At 72.2% G+C, this 13,926-nt stretch carries 13 protein-coding genes; 5 read left to right on the plus strand and 8 right to left on the minus strand.

What is annotated here, in order from left to right:
• The first annotated feature begins 92 nt into the window (after positions 1 to 92).
• Positions 93 to 848, plus strand: a complete 756-nt coding sequence (locus AC07AW_RS06045) for an SIS domain-containing protein (protein WP_478814241.1) — start codon at positions 93 to 95, stop codon at positions 846 to 848.
• Between the two features lie 94 nt (positions 849 to 942).
• On the opposite strand, the gene AC07AW_RS06050 is transcribed toward AC07AW_RS06045, so the two are convergent.
• Together AC07AW_RS06050 and AC07AW_RS06055 are read right to left on the minus strand one after the other, a co-directional pair.
• Entirely contained in the window at positions 943 to 1,287 is a 345-nt protein-coding gene (locus AC07AW_RS06050; RefSeq protein WP_478814242.1) for a hypothetical protein, read from the minus strand.
• Between the two features lie 81 nt (positions 1,288 to 1,368).
• Positions 1,369 to 2,256: an NAD(P)-dependent oxidoreductase gene (locus tag AC07AW_RS06055; RefSeq protein WP_478814243.1), complete on the minus strand. Its 888-nt coding sequence runs from the start codon at positions 2,254 to 2,256 to the stop codon at positions 1,369 to 1,371.
• 61 nt (positions 2,257 to 2,317) lie between these two features.
• Between AC07AW_RS06055 and AC07AW_RS06060 the strand changes: the two genes are divergently transcribed.
• Positions 2,318 to 2,668, plus strand: coding sequence for a winged helix-turn-helix transcriptional regulator (locus tag AC07AW_RS06060; protein WP_478814244.1), 351 nt, complete (start codon positions 2,318 to 2,320; stop codon positions 2,666 to 2,668).
• 153 nt (positions 2,669 to 2,821) lie between these two features.
• Here AC07AW_RS06060 and AC07AW_RS06065 read toward each other — a convergent pair whose 3' ends face one another.
• Positions 2,822 to 4,150, minus strand: coding sequence for a PAS domain-containing protein (locus AC07AW_RS06065; protein ID WP_478814245.1), 1,329 nt, complete (start codon positions 4,148 to 4,150; stop codon positions 2,822 to 2,824).
• A gap of 603 nt (positions 4,151 to 4,753) precedes the next feature.
• On the opposite strand from AC07AW_RS06065, the gene iscB reads away from it, so the two are divergent.
• On the plus strand, positions 4,754 to 6,070 hold the full coding sequence (gene iscB, locus AC07AW_RS06070) for an RNA-guided endonuclease IscB (protein ID WP_478814397.1): 1,317 nt from the start codon (positions 4,754 to 4,756) through the stop codon (positions 6,068 to 6,070).
• A gap of 412 nt (positions 6,071 to 6,482) precedes the next feature.
• On the opposite strand, the gene pdxH is transcribed toward iscB, so the two are convergent.
• Positions 6,483 to 7,139: a pyridoxamine 5'-phosphate oxidase gene (gene pdxH, locus AC07AW_RS06075; protein ID WP_478814246.1), complete on the minus strand. Its 657-nt coding sequence runs from the start codon at positions 7,137 to 7,139 to the stop codon at positions 6,483 to 6,485.
• 195 nt (positions 7,140 to 7,334) lie between these two features.
• Here pdxH and AC07AW_RS06080 point away from each other — a divergent pair, with 195 nt between their 5' ends.
• Entirely contained in the window at positions 7,335 to 8,435 is a 1,101-nt protein-coding gene (locus AC07AW_RS06080; protein ID WP_478814247.1) for a citrate synthase 2, read from the plus strand.
• 5 nt (positions 8,436 to 8,440) lie between these two features.
• Here AC07AW_RS06080 and AC07AW_RS06085 read toward each other — a convergent pair whose 3' ends face one another.
• Positions 8,441 to 9,481, minus strand: coding sequence for an isopenicillin N synthase family dioxygenase (locus tag AC07AW_RS06085; RefSeq protein WP_478814248.1), 1,041 nt, complete (start codon positions 9,479 to 9,481; stop codon positions 8,441 to 8,443).
• A 371-nt stretch (positions 9,482 to 9,852) separates the two neighbouring features.
• Here AC07AW_RS06085 and AC07AW_RS06090 point away from each other — a divergent pair, with 371 nt between their 5' ends.
• Positions 9,853 to 10,890, plus strand: a complete 1,038-nt coding sequence (locus tag AC07AW_RS06090; protein WP_478814249.1) for a M4 family metallopeptidase — start codon at positions 9,853 to 9,855, stop codon at positions 10,888 to 10,890.
• 5 nt (positions 10,891 to 10,895) lie between these two features.
• On the opposite strand, the gene AC07AW_RS06095 is transcribed toward AC07AW_RS06090, so the two are convergent.
• Genes AC07AW_RS06095 through AC07AW_RS06105 form a run of 3 tightly spaced genes read right to left on the minus strand, consistent with a single transcriptional unit; the run spans position 10,896 to position 13,791 of the window.
• Positions 10,896 to 11,495, minus strand: coding sequence for a TetR/AcrR family transcriptional regulator (locus AC07AW_RS06095; RefSeq protein ID WP_392151238.1), 600 nt, complete (start codon positions 11,493 to 11,495; stop codon positions 10,896 to 10,898).
• Positions 11,483 to 12,217 (minus strand): enoyl-CoA hydratase family protein, encoded by a 735-nt coding sequence (locus tag AC07AW_RS06100; protein WP_478814250.1) that lies wholly within the window; start codon positions 12,215 to 12,217, stop codon positions 11,483 to 11,485. The genes AC07AW_RS06095 and AC07AW_RS06100 overlap by 13 nt, the downstream gene beginning before the upstream one ends.
• Complete coding sequence (locus tag AC07AW_RS06105; RefSeq protein WP_478814251.1) at positions 12,214 to 13,791, minus strand: AMP-binding protein; 1,578 nt, start codon at positions 13,789 to 13,791, stop codon at positions 12,214 to 12,216. The genes AC07AW_RS06100 and AC07AW_RS06105 overlap by 4 nt, the downstream gene beginning before the upstream one ends.
• Positions 13,792 to 13,926: the final 135 nt, after the last annotated feature.

The following is a 13,926-nucleotide window of genomic DNA, read 5'->3' on the forward strand; positions in this document are numbered from 1 at the left end:
ACCGGGCCGCGCCGGGTGAGGCGGTATTGACAGAGCAATGGTCCAGACCGCACCGTGATCGGCGACCACGAGGACGAGAAGGAGCCGCCGCCATGGGCGAGAGCAAGCTGGCCGGACAGTTCTTCGACGCCGCGATCGGCCTGCTCCAGCAGGTGCGCGACGGGGACTCCGCCGAGATCGCCGCGGCCGGAGCCGCGATCGCCGAAGCCGTCGCGAACGGCAACCGGCTCTTCGCCTTCGGCGCCGGACACTCCTCGCTCGCCGCCCAGGACGTCGTCTACCGGGCCGGCGGCCTCGCCCTGATGAACCTGCTCGCCGTCCCCGGCGTCGTCGGCGTCGACGTCATGCCGGCCACGCTCGGCTCCGCCCTGGAGCGCGTCGACGGCCTCGCCGGGGCGGTCCTCGACTCCTCCCCCGCCAAGGCCGGCGACGTCCTGATCATCATCTCCCTCTCCGGGCGCAACGCACTGCCCGTGGAGATGGCCATGAACGCCCGCGCGCTCGGCCTCACCGTCATCGGCGTCACCTCGGTGGCGTACGCCACGGAGACGAAGTCACGGCACGTCTCGGGGACGTACCTCAAGGACCACTGCGACATCGTCCTCGACTCGAAGATCGCCATCGGGGACGCGGAGCTCACCCACGAGGGCATCGAGGCGCCCTTCGCACCCGCCTCCACCGTCGTCACCAGCGCCCTCATGCAGGCCACGATGGCCGCCGCCGCCGAGGAACTCGTACGCCTCGGCATCGAACCGCCGTTGCTGCGCTCCGGCAACGTCGACGGCGGCCACGAGTGGAACGGGCGCGTGATGAGCGAGTACGGCGACCGGATCTTCTACCGGCGCTAGGCCGGCCCGGCGCCGGGGGCAGACCGGCGCTGGGCCGGACCGGCGCCGAGTCCCGTACGGACTAGGCCGGGACCGGCGCCGAGTCTCGTACGGACTAGGCCGCCGGGTGCGGGGCCCGCCCGTGACGCGGGCTCCGCCGGCTCGCCGCGATCTGGGCGATGCCGATGAGCTCCAGGAAGTTCCCGATGAAGGCGAGCCACGGGTCGCGCTCGACGGCACCGACGTGGAGTGCGTAGTACGTGACCACCGAGGTGAGCAGGCCCACGCCCACCAGTACGGCGCCGACGCCGTAGACCCGGGGCTGCCGGACGCTCCGGCGCGCCGGGGGGATCATCCATCCCGTACGGAACGCGGCCACGCCCATCGCGATCGCCAGCACGCCCAAAGGCACGCACACACCCATCAGCCACGCCACCATGACGGCCCCCACAGAGTTCAAGAAAGTGAGCCCATCGTCGTCCCGCCGCACCGGTCCCGCCATGCCGGAACCCGGCAGGTTCCGGCCCCTCTTCGTTGCCCGTCAGTGGCGGTCGAGGACCTGCGTCACCCGCGTGAAGCCGTCCGCGCCGTACCCCCGGTCCACCGCCCGGAGCGCCAGCGCCTCGGCCGCGCGCATGACGCTCGCGTCGATGCCGTGCCCCTCGGCGGCGTGCACGACGTGCCCCATCGTCGAGACGGCCGAGGTCAGCGGATTGCCCTCGCCCGAGTACGAGCCGCCGTCCACGTCCTCGGCCCACTCCTGGAACAGCGGCGGCAGGATCGCCCCGATGCCCTGGGCGTACGGCGCGAGCTCCCGCGCCGAGATCCCCTCCGCGCGGGCCACCGCGAGGGCGTGCACGTACCCCGTCATCGACGTCCAGAAGATGTCGAGCAGCGCCACGTCGTACGCGGCGGCGCGGCCGATGTCCTCGCCGAGGTGGGTGTGGGCACCGCGCAGCGCGTCCAACACCGCCCGGTGCTCGCGGTACAGCGGCTCGGGTCCGCTGTACAGGAACACCCCGGCGGGCGTCCCGATGTCCGGCGTCGGGGTCATGATCGCGCCGTCCAGGTAGCCGACACCGTGCTCCGCCGCCCAGCGGCCGGTGTCCCGGGCCCGCTCGGGGGTGTCGGCGCTCAGGTTGACGACGGTCCGGCCCTTGAGCGCGTCCGTGACGGCCGGCTGCCGCAGTACGGAGTCCGTGGCGTCGTAGTTGACCAGGCAGATCACCGTGAGCGCACTCGCCGCGACCGCCTCCTCGGCGCTCGCGGCCAGGACCGCGCCCCGCGCGCCGAGGTCGCCCTCCTTGCCCGGGGTGCGGTTCCACACGGTGGTCCACACCCCGGCGTCCAGGAACGCACCGGCCAGCGCCCGGCCCATCGGCCCGAGACCGAGGACGGTGACCGAAAACTGCTCGTCGGAAGAAGACATGACGGAACTCCCTTGCACATACGTGAGATACAGAGGTGACTGACGAAGGAGAGGGACGCGCATGACACGCCTCCGGGCCCAGGACACGAACGTCTGCGGCGTGACCGCCGCGATCGCCGTGATCGACGGGAAGTGGAAGACGTCGCTGCTGTGGCTGCTGGAATCCGGCCCGCACCGGCCCGGTGAACTGCGCCGCAGGCTCCCCGAGATCAGCGAGAAGGTGCTGACGCAGGCGCTGCGGGAGATGGAGACGGACGGTCTCGTGCACCGCGAGGTGCACGACGTGCTGCCGCCGAAGACCGTCTACTCGCTGACGGAGTTCGGGCTCGAACTCTCCGTACTGCTCGGCCCGTTGTCGGACTGGGGCCATCGCCGGCTCGACCGGCTGACGGCGGCGCGGGCCGCCTCCTAGGCCCTGTCGTTCCCCTCTCCGTCCGGGCCGTGACCAGGCTCTCCCGGACCCGGGACAGCGGACAAGTACCCACAAAAAAGTGGGTGTACGGGGTCCCCCGGGCCCCGTCGCCTCGTCCCGGTCGCCTCGTCCCGGTCGCCTAGTCCCGGTCGCCTAGTCCCGGTCGCCGAGATCCAGCGTCGCCGCCACCCGGGACGCCACCGCCTCCGCGTACACCACGTCCTCGCGCTCGAAGGCCGCCCGGCAGGCGGCCCGCAGGAAGGTCAGGACGCCGAGGGTCCGGCCCCGGGAACGCAGGATCACGCACAGGGCGTGCGCCGCGTCCCCCGGCCACTGATGGGCATCCGCCCACACCTCGGCGGTCCGGCCCGCGCTCGCCCGCACCGTGCCCACCCGGTCCCAGGCCTGGAGCGCCGGGTGCCGCGGCCCGTACCGCAGCGGGATGCCGCCGCCCACGACCGGCGAGGACGGGCCGGGGGCGCCGCCCGCCGGGGTGGCCAGGGCCCGGGTGAGGCGCCGCTCCCCCGCCGGACGGTCCACCAGGGCGTGGTCGGCGAACCCGGCCAGGGCGAAGTCCAGCAGGACCGTCGCCGCCTCCGCCGGGTCCTCGCACTCCGCGGCCGCCGCGCCCGCCCGGTGCAGCTGGCTCCACCGGAACCGCAGCCGGTCCGCCTCGCGCGCCGCGAGCCGCTCCTCCGTGACGTCCTGGAACAGCCAGGCGACACCCAGCGGCACGGGCTCCTCCGCCATCGGCGACGAGAGCCGCAGGAAGCCGCTGCGCCAGCACCGGCGCCGCTCCCCCGAGGAGGTCCTGAGCGTCACCCACACCTCGGCGGGCGCGGGCGGGGTGCCCTCGGCCAGGACGTGCTGGAGGGCGCCCTCCAGCTCCTCCGCGCCGTGCACGACGACGTCCCCGAGGGGCCGCCCGAGCAGGGCCGTACGGCCGGTCCCGAAGGCGCGGGCGGCGTGACCGTTGATGACGGCGGGACGCAGATCGGCGTCGACGAGCACGACGCCCCAGGAGGCGTCCTCGAACAGCGCCTCGCTGAGGGCGACCGACCGCTCCAGGTCGAGCTGGACGTGGACCTCGCTGAACGCGCAGTACACCCCGGCGGGGGTGCCGTCGGCGCCCCGCACCCCGGCGGCCTGGCTCCGCACGAGGACCCGCCCGCCGTCCTTCCGCAGGAGCACGAACTCGTGGACCTGCCGCCCGGGCCCCTTCATGGCCCCCATCAGCCGGCCCAGGGTCTCCTCGGCGTCCGCGCTCCGCGCCGCCCACCCCTCGAACCCGCGCCGCCCGACGGCCTCCCCGGCGGACCAGCCGAGAATCCGCTCGGCCTCCCGGTTCCAGTGCGTGACCGTCCCGTCGGCGTCGAACGCGCAGAGCGCCGCGTCCATCCCGTCGAGCAACGCGGCCAGCAGATCGGCCCCCGCGCCCGGGACGGACACGTCATCGCTCGTGGCCCCCGTGAATGCACTCATCCAGGCACCCCCCATACTGCGACCATTCAACTGGAACGTGACCCAGAGCACATCACCTTCGCGGGATTCGTCGCATCAGAAGCACGGATCGCGGAGCCTTCTCCGGCAAGCCACCCCGCCCGACGAATGGGATGTGACCCATATCACACGGATGGCTTCACGCGGAGATTCGCTGGTGCGCCTCCCTACGCTGATCACACGGATTCGTGAGGTCACTCGCTCCCCGGCGCATGCCGGACTCCCACGCGGAATCGGAGTGACCAGCCCCAGTCATCATGATCGTCGGATCGGAAGCGGGTGCCTTCGATGACTACGTTCCCGGCAGGCCGGAAGACCCACCAGGCTGTGCTTCCTCAGCAGCCTGCTCTGGAATCCGCGAGCGCAGACACCCCTGGGAGCAGGGACGAAACGGCTCGCGGACACCTCGCGGACACGCGAGGCACCGGCCGGGGACATGGGCGAGGGGAGACCGACGGGCGCGGCACCCGGGCTCGTCGGCGTCACGCCGAACAGGCAGAGAACAGGGGCGGTGACGCCCCACAGGCGCGGACCGGAAGGGGTAGCCATCGCGTGTTCGTCCTCTCCCAGGACGGGCAGCCCCTCATGCCGTGCCATCCGGCCCGCGCACGCGCACTGCTGGCCCGTGGGCGGGCGGCCGTGGCACGCCACACGCCCTTCACCATCCGGCTGAAGGACCGCAGACGCGCCGACGCCGAGGTCCCGGGTGTCGAGCTGCGGATCGACCCGGGTTCCCGCGGCACCGGCCTCGCACTCACAGAGACGCGGAGGCAGTCGTCCCCTGATGGCCGTGCCCCCACGGTCCGCCGGGGGCTGGTGGCGATCGAACTGCGGCACCGTGGGCCACAGATCCACCAGGCGATGGTGCGCCGTGCCGGGTACCGGCGCAGACGACGATCGGCTGGGCTCCGATACCGGCCTGCCCGTTTCGCCAACCGGGCCCGGCGGCCTGGCTGGCTCGCGCCGTCTCTGCGACACCGGGCCGACTCGGTCCTCTCGGTCGTCGCCCGGCTGTGCCGGTACGCCCCTGTCGTCGGGATCCACGTCGAGGAGAACTCCTTCGACATCCCCTCTCTGAGCGCGGCGGAGGGAGGAGGGACACCTCATGGCCGCGCCCGCTCACGCGTACGGTCGCGGGAGAGCTGCGCCTACTGCGGAGCGTCCGGCGTTCCGCTCAACGTCGACCACGTCCGGGCCCGCGCCCGCGGTGGCACCGACCGCCCTGCCAACCTGCTCCTCGCGTGCCTGCCCTGCAATCAGGCCAAGGCAGCCCGTCCCGTCGAGGAGTTCCTGGCCCATCGGCCCGAACGCCTGGCCGCCGTCCTGAGCCAGCTGCGGTCCCCCCTCGGCGACTCGGCCGCCATGAACGCGACCCGAGCACGGCTCATCCTGCTGCTTCAGGGAACGGGTCTGCCCGTGCACAGCTGGCCGGCGGCCGTGACCTCGGTGAATCGCGCTGCCACGGGCCTGGCGAAATCTCACACGCTCGACGCGCTGTGTGTGGGGCCACTGGGCACTGGAACGGACGACGCGATCGTCCGTCATGCGACCTCCGTGTACGTCTTCGCGTCCACGGGCCGCGGTTCGTACGCCCGCACCACACCGGACCGCTACGGCTTTCCTCGTCTGCTGCGCCCTCGTCAGAAGCGGCACCAGGGTTTCGCCAGCGGCGATTCTCGTGCGGGCCGCCGTCCGGAAAGGCCGCTGGACAGGTGTCTGGACCGGTCGGGTCTCGGTCCGCAGTACGGGGCGGCACAGCGTCGCCACGCCCCTCGGGCGGTTCAACGCGTCCCACGAGAACCTGCGCCTGCTCCAGCGGGCCGACGGATTCACGTACTCCTGGCGCAGCGAAGCCGCACTCGCCGAAATAAATCGGTTGAGCGCCCTGAGCGGGGTTCGTAACGTGTGAGCCACGCATGAAAGGAGGTGATCCGGAAGTGATTTCTTACCGGACCAGCGAGGTGACTGCGGGCTGAGGCCTGCCGTCGCACTCTGTGCACCTCGGCAGGCCGAACTGCCGAAGAACAACGCAGTCACCCGACCCGTGGGTCGCCGGTAAGTCCGGCCGGCTCCTGTCCGAACCTAGGCGGACGGGACCAGACCCACGGGTCGTCTGCGTTTCAGGACACGTGGGCGAGCGAGCGCGTCCTTCCTGGACGACCGGCTCGGCGGAGCCGGCTCGGAGAAGGCGGCGAACGCGTTGCGAGCGGCGCTCGAAGCGCAGCGGTTCACCGAGTACCACCAGGTGCTCTACGCAGCCGTGAGGGAGGTCCAGCAGGACCCCGTGTGGTGGAGCTCCTACGCATTCTGAGGGTCACGGCGCCAGTCGCTCCACCCGCCACGTCCCGTCGTCCTCGTGGACGTAGCGGAGGCGGTCGTGCAGGCGGTTTTCGTGGCCCTGCCAGAATTCGACCGTCTCGGGGACGACGCGGATGCCGCCCCAGGACGGGGGGACCGGGACCTGTTCCTGGTCCGGGTAGCGGGCGGCCAGTTCGTCGTAGCGGGCCAGGAGGTCCGACCGGGAGGCGATGACCTGGGACTGGGGGCTCGCCCAGGCGCCGAGCTGGGAGCCGTGCGGGCGGGTGCGGAAGTACGCGACCGTCTCGTCGCGGCCGACGTGGACCGCGCGGCCGGTGACGATGACCTGGCGGGCCAGCGGGTGCCAGGGGAAGAGCAGCGAGGCGTACGGGTTCGCCGAGAGTTCCCTTCCCTTGCGGGACTCGTAGTTGGTGAAGAAGACGAAACCGGCCTCGTCGTAGTGCTTCAGGAGGACCGTGCGGGACGACGGGCGGCCTTCGGCGGTCGCTGTCGAGACGATCATCGCGTTCGGCTCGTGGATCGCCGGGTTCGCGGCGGTCTCCTTGAACCAGCGTGCGAACTGTCCGATGGGTTCGGGCGCGAGGTCGGCCGCGGACAGCTCCAGGGTGCGGTACTGCTCGCGCATGTCGGCGGGATCCAGGGCGTCGGTCACAGGGTCATCCTGCCGCAGCGCCCCAGTCTGCCCGGCACCGCCGGGCGCTAATCCTCTCCGCCCGGATCGGCGCAGTGTGCCGGATGTCACGCTTCCCCGCATCATCGGAACCGTACAGACTCTTCCGCTGGATGACTGTTGATTCCCCACCATCGACCAACCTGGTTGATCGATCATCGATAGAGGAGCCGCCTGATGTCCGACTTCGTACCCGGGCTCGAGGGAGTCGTCGCGTTCGAGACGGAGATCGCCGAACCCGACAAGGAGGGCGGCGCCCTCCGCTACCGCGGGGTCGACATCGAGGACCTCGTCGGTCACGTCTCCTTCGGGAACGTCTGGGGTCTCCTCGTCGACGGCGCGTTCAACCCCGGCCTGCCGGCAGCCGAGCCCTTCCCGATCCCCGTCCACTCCGGTGACATCCGCGTCGACGTGCAGTCCGCGCTCGCGATGCTCGCCCCCGTGTGGGGCCTCAAACCGCTCCTGGACATCTCCGCCGAGCAGGCCCGCGACGACCTCGCCCGCGCGGCCGTCATGGCCCTCTCGTACGTCGCGCAGTCCGCGCGCGGCCAGGGCCTCCCGATGGTCCCGCAGGGCGAGATCGACAAGGCCGAGTCCGTCGTCGAGCGCTTCATGATCCGCTGGCGCGGCGAGCCCGACCCGAAGCACGTCAAGGCCGTCGACGCCTACTGGACCTCGGCCGCCGAGCACGGCATGAACGCGTCGACCTTCACCGCGCGTGTCATCGCCTCGACCGGGGCGGACGTCGCCGCTTCCCTCTCCGGTGCCGTCGGCGCCATGTCCGGCCCGCTGCACGGCGGCGCGCCCTCCCGCGTCCTCGGCATGATCGAGGAGATCGAGCGGACCGGCGACGCCACCGCGTACGTGAAGCAGGCCCTCGACAAGGGCGAGCGCCTCATGGGCTTCGGCCACCGCGTCTACCGCGCCGAGGACCCCCGCGCGCGCGTGCTCCGCCGTACCGCCAAGGAGCTGGACGCCCCTCGGTACGAGGTGGCCGCCGCGCTGGAGAAGGCCGCCCTGGACGAGCTGCACAACCGCCGCCCCGACCGGGTCCTCGCGACGAACGTCGAGTTCTGGGCGGCGATCGTCCTGGACTTCGCGGAGGTCCCGGCGCACATGTTCACGTCGATGTTCACGTGCGCGCGTACGGCCGGCTGGTCCGCCCACATCCTGGAGCAGAAGCGCACCGGCCGCCTCGTGCGCCCGTCGGCCCGCTACACGGGTCCCGGCCAGCGGGACCCGCGCGAGATCGAGGGCTACGCCGACATCTCCGGCTGAGGCCGTCAGACCAGCTGGGCCTGGTGCTCGTGTGCGAGCAGCAGGTCCGCGTGGTGGCGGGCCGTCGTCAGCGGGTGGGCGCGGAGCTTGCCCTTCAGTTCGTTGCGGCCGTACTCGGCGAACAGCGGGTTCGCCGGGTCGGCCGTGACGCCGGGCGCCCGGTCCGCGAACGGGAACTCCAGCGGGGCGATCCGGGCGTCCAGGCGCGGGTTGTAGAAGAACGGCACGGAGAATCGTTCCGTCGCTCCGGGCGGCGAGACCACGCGGTGGTTCGTGGCGATCAGGTAGCCGTTCGTGGCGACCTCCAGGAGCTCCCCCAGGTTCACGACGAACGCGCCGGGCAGCGGCGGCACGTCGTGGAACTCGCCGTCCTCGCGCTGCACCTGGAGCCCGCCGACCTGGTCCTGGAGCAGCAGGGTGAGGAAGCCGTAGTCCTTGTGCGCGCCGACGCCCTGGTCGTCGCCCTCGCCGCTGCTGCCCGGGTAGCGCACCAGCTTGAGGTGCGGGTGGGCGCGCGGGCCGAAGATGTCGTCGTAGAAGTCCTCGGGCGCGCCGATGGAGGCGAGCAGCTCGTGCAGGAGGCGCTCGGCGACGCCGCTGAGGCGGTCGATCCAGTGCAGGGCGGCCGTGCGGAGCTCGGGGAGGGCGGCGGGCCACTGGTTGGGGCCTTCGAGCCACCAGTACGGGGCTTCCCAGGGTGCCGGTTCGCGCGCGGGCCGCTCGGCGCCGATGTCGAGCTGGTCGCGCCAGTCGCGGGCGCCGGCGGTGCGCTCGTCGCCGATGCGCGTGTATCCGCGGAAGTGCGGCGAGTTGATGTTGTCGAGGGCGAGCCGGTCGGCCTCGGGCAGGGCGAAGAAGGCGTGCATGGCCGAGGTCAGGGCCTGCGTCTCGGCCTGGGTGACGCCGTGCCCGATGAGCTGGAAGAAACCCACGTCGTGGGCGGCGGAGTGGAGCTGCGCGTGGAGCAGCTTCCGGGCCTGGGGGTCTCGGTCTGCCGCCGAGAGGTCGACGATGGGGAGCTGCGAGGAGTACGAGCTGTTCGTCATGTGTATGCATCCGCGGGGTATACGGGTGCCCGGGGCGGCCGCCAAGGGTGGGGCAGGGGCCACGGGTGCCGGTCGGCTTGGTGCTCGGACGAGGGACCGCGGGGGTGTGGAGTGGTACCCCGGAGGTCAGGCGGAGCGGCGACAGCCCATGCTCGTGACGCGGACGTAGTCCACGTGGCGACGGCGTACGAGCAGAGGCATGGAGTCAGCGTACTGCGGTGGTGAGCGGGCGACTGTGGTCCCCGTCACGTCCTGTCCCGGGATGGCTCAAAGTCTGTTCAAAGTGGCGGGCTTGCGCGAAGATCGCCGCCATTGCGTGTTCAGTACACGCCAAGCTTCCCGTCACCGCATCCCATCGCAGGAGGATGTCCATGACCCGCCGCACCTCTCGTGGCCTGGCCGCCGCGGCCGCCGTCACCGTGGCCACGGCCACCGCGGCGCTGCTCCCGTCCGCGGGGGCCTCCGCCGCCACCGCGCCGCAGGCCCGCGTCTTCATGGTGAACCCGGTCCAGTCCTCGGGCGACCAGTCCCTCACCGACCACAAGGACGCGGTGAGCGACGTCCCCGCCTCCGCGTACGCCACCGCCACCCTGCGCAACCTCGACGCGAGCGGCGCCCTGTCCGGCAAGTGGGCGGCCGTCCGCTCGGAGACCGGCAACCCCGCGAAGGCCGCCGACGCCGCCGCGTACGACCGCTCGGACGACGAGTTCGAGCAGGTCATGGCGTACTTCTGGGTCAACGAGGCGCAGGAGTACCTGCAGGGCCTCGGCTTCGGCACCGAGCTGCGCGGGGCGAACGACCGGGTGCAGCCGGTCCGCCTCAACCAGTGGGGCGCCGACAACTCCTTCTTCACCGACAAGAAGGCCGAGATCCGCTTCGGCAAGGGCGGCGTGGACGACGCCGAGGACGCCGAGGTGATCGTCCACGAGTACGGTCACGCGGTGCACAACGCCCAGGTGCCCGGTTTCGGCACCTCCGCGGAGGCCGGCGCGATCGGTGAGGCCTTCGGCGACTACCTGGCCGTGGAGGTCGGCTCGAACGCGGTCGGCAAGTACGGCTGGCCGATGAAGGCCGACCTGGCCTGCGTCGCCGACTGGGACTCCACCGGCTACAGCGCGGCCCCGCACTGCCTGCGCCGGATCGACGGCACCAAGACCTACGCGGACCGGGCGGGCGAGGTCCACGCGGACGGCGAGATCTGGTCCCGCGCCCTCTTCGACATCCGGAACAAGCTCGGTGCCCGCACGGCGGACCGGATCATCGTGAACGCGCAGTTCGGCTTCGCCGCCGACACCAGCTTCAAGGACGCGGCCCTGACGACGGTCGCGACCGCGCAGAAGATGTACGGGACGCAGGCCGCGGCGGCCGTGCGGGACGCCTTCCGGGCGCGGGAGATCCCGGGCGTCTGACCGCTCTAGTCGCTGAGCGCCTCGCTCACCAGCCGCGCCCACTGGGACACCACGCGTTCCCGGCGGGCGCGGTCGTCCGTCAGGAGGGTGGCGAGGCCCAGGCCGCGGGCCATGTCCAGGAGGCCCTGGACGGTCTCGCGGACGCCGGGGCGGGACTCGTCGGCGCCCAGGACCTCGACGGCGATGCGGTGGGACTCGCGGCCGACGCGGGCCTCCAGCTCGGTGACCCGCTCGCGGAGCTGCTCCTCGCCGGAGGCGGCGACCCACAGGTGGAGCGCGGCCCGGAAGAGGGGCCCGGTGTAGAGGCCGACGAGGGCGGCGACGGCCCGTTCGCGGTCGTCCGTGCGGACCGCCCGCAGGGCCTGTGAGCGTTCCTCCGCGACGTACTCGACGGCGGCGGTGAACAGGTCCTCGCGGGTGGGGAAGTGGTGCTGGGCGGCGCCCCGGGAGACGCCGGCGCGTTCGGCGACGACGGCGACCGTGGAGCCCGCCCAGCCGTGCTCGGCGAGGCAGGACACGGCGGCTTCGAGCAGCCGCTGCCGGGTGGCGCGGCTGCGGTCCTGCTTGGGGTTCCGGTCGGGCTTGGGCGCGGTCAGAGCCGCCATGCGGGGTCCCGTCGTTCGAGGAAGGCCGTCATCCCCTCGCGCGCCTCGGCGGAGGCGAAGAGCGTGGCCGCCCTCTGCACCAGGTCCTCCGCGTCGCGTTCGAAGGTCTCCAGGACTCTAGCGGTGACCAGTCGTTTCGCCTCCCGCAGGCCCTGCGGGGAGGCGGCGCGGAGGGCGTCGAGGATGCGGTCCTTCTCCTGGTCGGGGGCGGTCACGAGGCCCATGGCGACCGCCTCGGGGACGCCGAACCGCTCGCCCGTCAGGTAGTACCGGGCGGCCGCGCGGGGTTCCAGCCTGGGGAGCAGGGTGAGGGAGATGACGGCGGGCGCGACCCCGATCCGTACCTCCGTGAGCGCGAAGTCCGCGCCCTCGCCCGCCACCACGATGTCGGCCGCGCCGAGCAGGCCGAGGCCGCCGGCGCGGGTGTGGCTGCCGGGGGTGACGTGGGCGACGACGGGTTTCGGCAGCTCGACGATCTGCCGGAGCAGGTCGACGAAGGCGTACGGGCTGGGTGGCGCCTTCAGGTCGGCGCCCGCGCTGAACGTGGAGCCGGTGTGGGTGAGGACGACCGCCCGTACGGCCGGGTCCTTGCCGCAGGTGGTGAGCGCGTCGGCGAGCTCGGTGACGAGCGGGGCGGAGAGCGCGTTGCGGGTGTCCGGGGAGTTCAGGGCGAGGGTGGTGATGCCCCGCTCCTCGGTGACGTCGATCAGGGGCAGAGTCATGCGCGGTCCCTCAGTTCCCTTCGGAGGATCTTCCCGGACGCTGCCCGGGGGACGGTGTCGATGAACTCCACGGCGCGGACCTTCTTGTACGGGGAGACACGCGCGGCGACGTGCGCGATGACCTCCTCGGCGGTGAGGCCGGGCGCGGCGGGCTGGCGGACGACGAAGGCCTTGGGGATCTCGGTGCCGTCGGCGTCGGTGACGCCGATGACGGCGGCGTCGGCGACGCCCTCGTGGGTGAGGAGGAGCGCTTCGAGTTCGGCGGGGGCGACCTGGAAGCCCTTGTACTTGATCAGCTCCTTGACGCGGTCGACGACGAAGAGCCAGCCGTCGTCGTCGACGCGCCCGATGTCGCCGGTGTGGACCCATCCGTCGGCGTCGATCATGTCGGCGGTGGCGTCGGGGCGGCCGAGGTAGCCCTTCATCACCTGGGGTCCGCGGATGGCGATCTCGCCCTCCTCGCCGGGCGCGGCGTCCTTGGCGGGGTCGTCGAGGGAGAGGATCCGCATCTCGGTGGAGGGCAGGAGCCTGCCGACGGTGCCGGGCGGGGGTGTCGGGGCGTCGAGCGGGACGACGTGGGTGCCGGGCGACAGCTCCGTCATGCCGTACGCCTGGCTGACCGGAGGGAGACCGAGCCGGGCGGAGCAGGCCTCGGCGAGGGCGGCGTCGAGGGGGGCGGCGGCGCTGACGATGTACTCCAGGGAGGACAGGTCGTAGTCGGCGACGGCCGGGTGCTTGGCGAGGGCGAGAACGATCGGCGGGGCCACGTACAGGCCGTTGATGCGGTGGGTCTGGATGGCGCCGAGGAAGGTGTCGAGGTCGAAGCGGGGCAGGACGACGACGGTGGCGCCGGAGCGGAGGGGGGCGTTCATGAGGGCGGTGAGCCCGTAGATGTGGAAGAAGGGAAGGACGGCGAGGATGCGGTCGCCCGGTCCCATGGGGATGACGGGCTCCAGCTGCGCCAGGTTGGTGGCGATGGAGGCGTGGGTGAGCATGACGCCCTTGGGCACGCCGGTGGTGCCGGAGGAGTACGGGAGGGCGGCGACGTCCTGGTCGGGGTCGATGTCGACGGCGGGGACGGGCCCGGTGGACCCGAGGAAGTCCTGGAGCGACCGGGCCCCGTCCCCCGCCTCGGCCCGGTCGCAGACGAAGATCTCCTCGATCCCGCCGGCGAGTTCGGCGGCCGCGCGGGCGGAGGCGAGCAGCGGGGACACGGTCACGATCCACCGCGCGGACGAGTCGCGGAGCTGCTTGGCGAACTCCTCGGGCGTGGCGAGCGGGTGCACGGTGGTGACGGAGGCCCCTGCGCGCGTGGCGGCGTAGAAGGCGATGGGGAAGAGCACGGTGTTGGGACTGTGCAGGGCGAGCACGTCCCCCTTCCGCACCCCGGCCTCGGCGAGCCCGGCGGCGACCCGCCGATGGAACGTGTCGACCTGCCCGTACGTGAGGCCGAGCTCCCCGGCCCCGTCGATCAGGGCGGGCGTGTCCCCCCACTCGGCGGCGCGCCCGAGGACGGCGTCGTGGATGGGGAGGGAGACGGTGGGAACGGGCTCGTACGCGCTGTGGAACACCATGCGTGTGCCTCCTGGGGAGGTGGAAGGTGATCGCCAGGATCGCTGCTGCGGGCGGTACTTGGGGAGACCTTGTCCGTACGGAGACTCGGTACGGAACCTTGTCAGTACCCCGAAAAACAATCAAGCATGCTTGCA

Source organism: Streptomyces sp. NPDC044003 (assembly GCF_056435185.1).

Excerpts from the sequence above, each read along its gene's own strand:
- AC07AW_RS06085 (WP_478814248.1), bottom strand. The coding sequence starts at position 9,481 with ATGACGAACAGCTCGTACTCCTCGCAGCTCCCCATCGTCGACCTCTCG.
- AC07AW_RS06105 (WP_478814251.1), bottom strand. The coding sequence starts at position 13,791 with ATGGTGTTCCACAGCGCGTACGAGCCCGTTCCCACCGTCTCCCTCCCC.
- iscB (WP_478814397.1), top strand. The coding sequence starts at position 4,754 with ATGCCGTGCCATCCGGCCCGCGCACGCGCACTGCTGGCCCGTGGGCGG.
- AC07AW_RS06090 (WP_478814249.1), top strand. The coding sequence starts at position 9,853 with ATGACCCGCCGCACCTCTCGTGGCCTGGCCGCCGCGGCCGCCGTCACC.
- AC07AW_RS06055 (WP_478814243.1), bottom strand. The coding sequence starts at position 2,256 with ATGTCTTCTTCCGACGAGCAGTTTTCGGTCACCGTCCTCGGTCTCGGG.
- AC07AW_RS06080 (WP_478814247.1), top strand. The coding sequence starts at position 7,335 with ATGTCCGACTTCGTACCCGGGCTCGAGGGAGTCGTCGCGTTCGAGACG.
- AC07AW_RS06095 (WP_392151238.1), bottom strand. The coding sequence starts at position 11,495 with ATGGCGGCTCTGACCGCGCCCAAGCCCGACCGGAACCCCAAGCAGGAC.
- AC07AW_RS06100 (WP_478814250.1), bottom strand. The coding sequence starts at position 12,217 with ATGACTCTGCCCCTGATCGACGTCACCGAGGAGCGGGGCATCACCACC.
- AC07AW_RS06065 (WP_478814245.1), bottom strand. The coding sequence starts at position 4,150 with ATGAGTGCATTCACGGGGGCCACGAGCGATGACGTGTCCGTCCCGGGC.
- AC07AW_RS06045 (WP_478814241.1), top strand. The coding sequence starts at position 93 with ATGGGCGAGAGCAAGCTGGCCGGACAGTTCTTCGACGCCGCGATCGGC.
- AC07AW_RS06060 (WP_478814244.1), top strand. The coding sequence starts at position 2,318 with ATGACACGCCTCCGGGCCCAGGACACGAACGTCTGCGGCGTGACCGCC.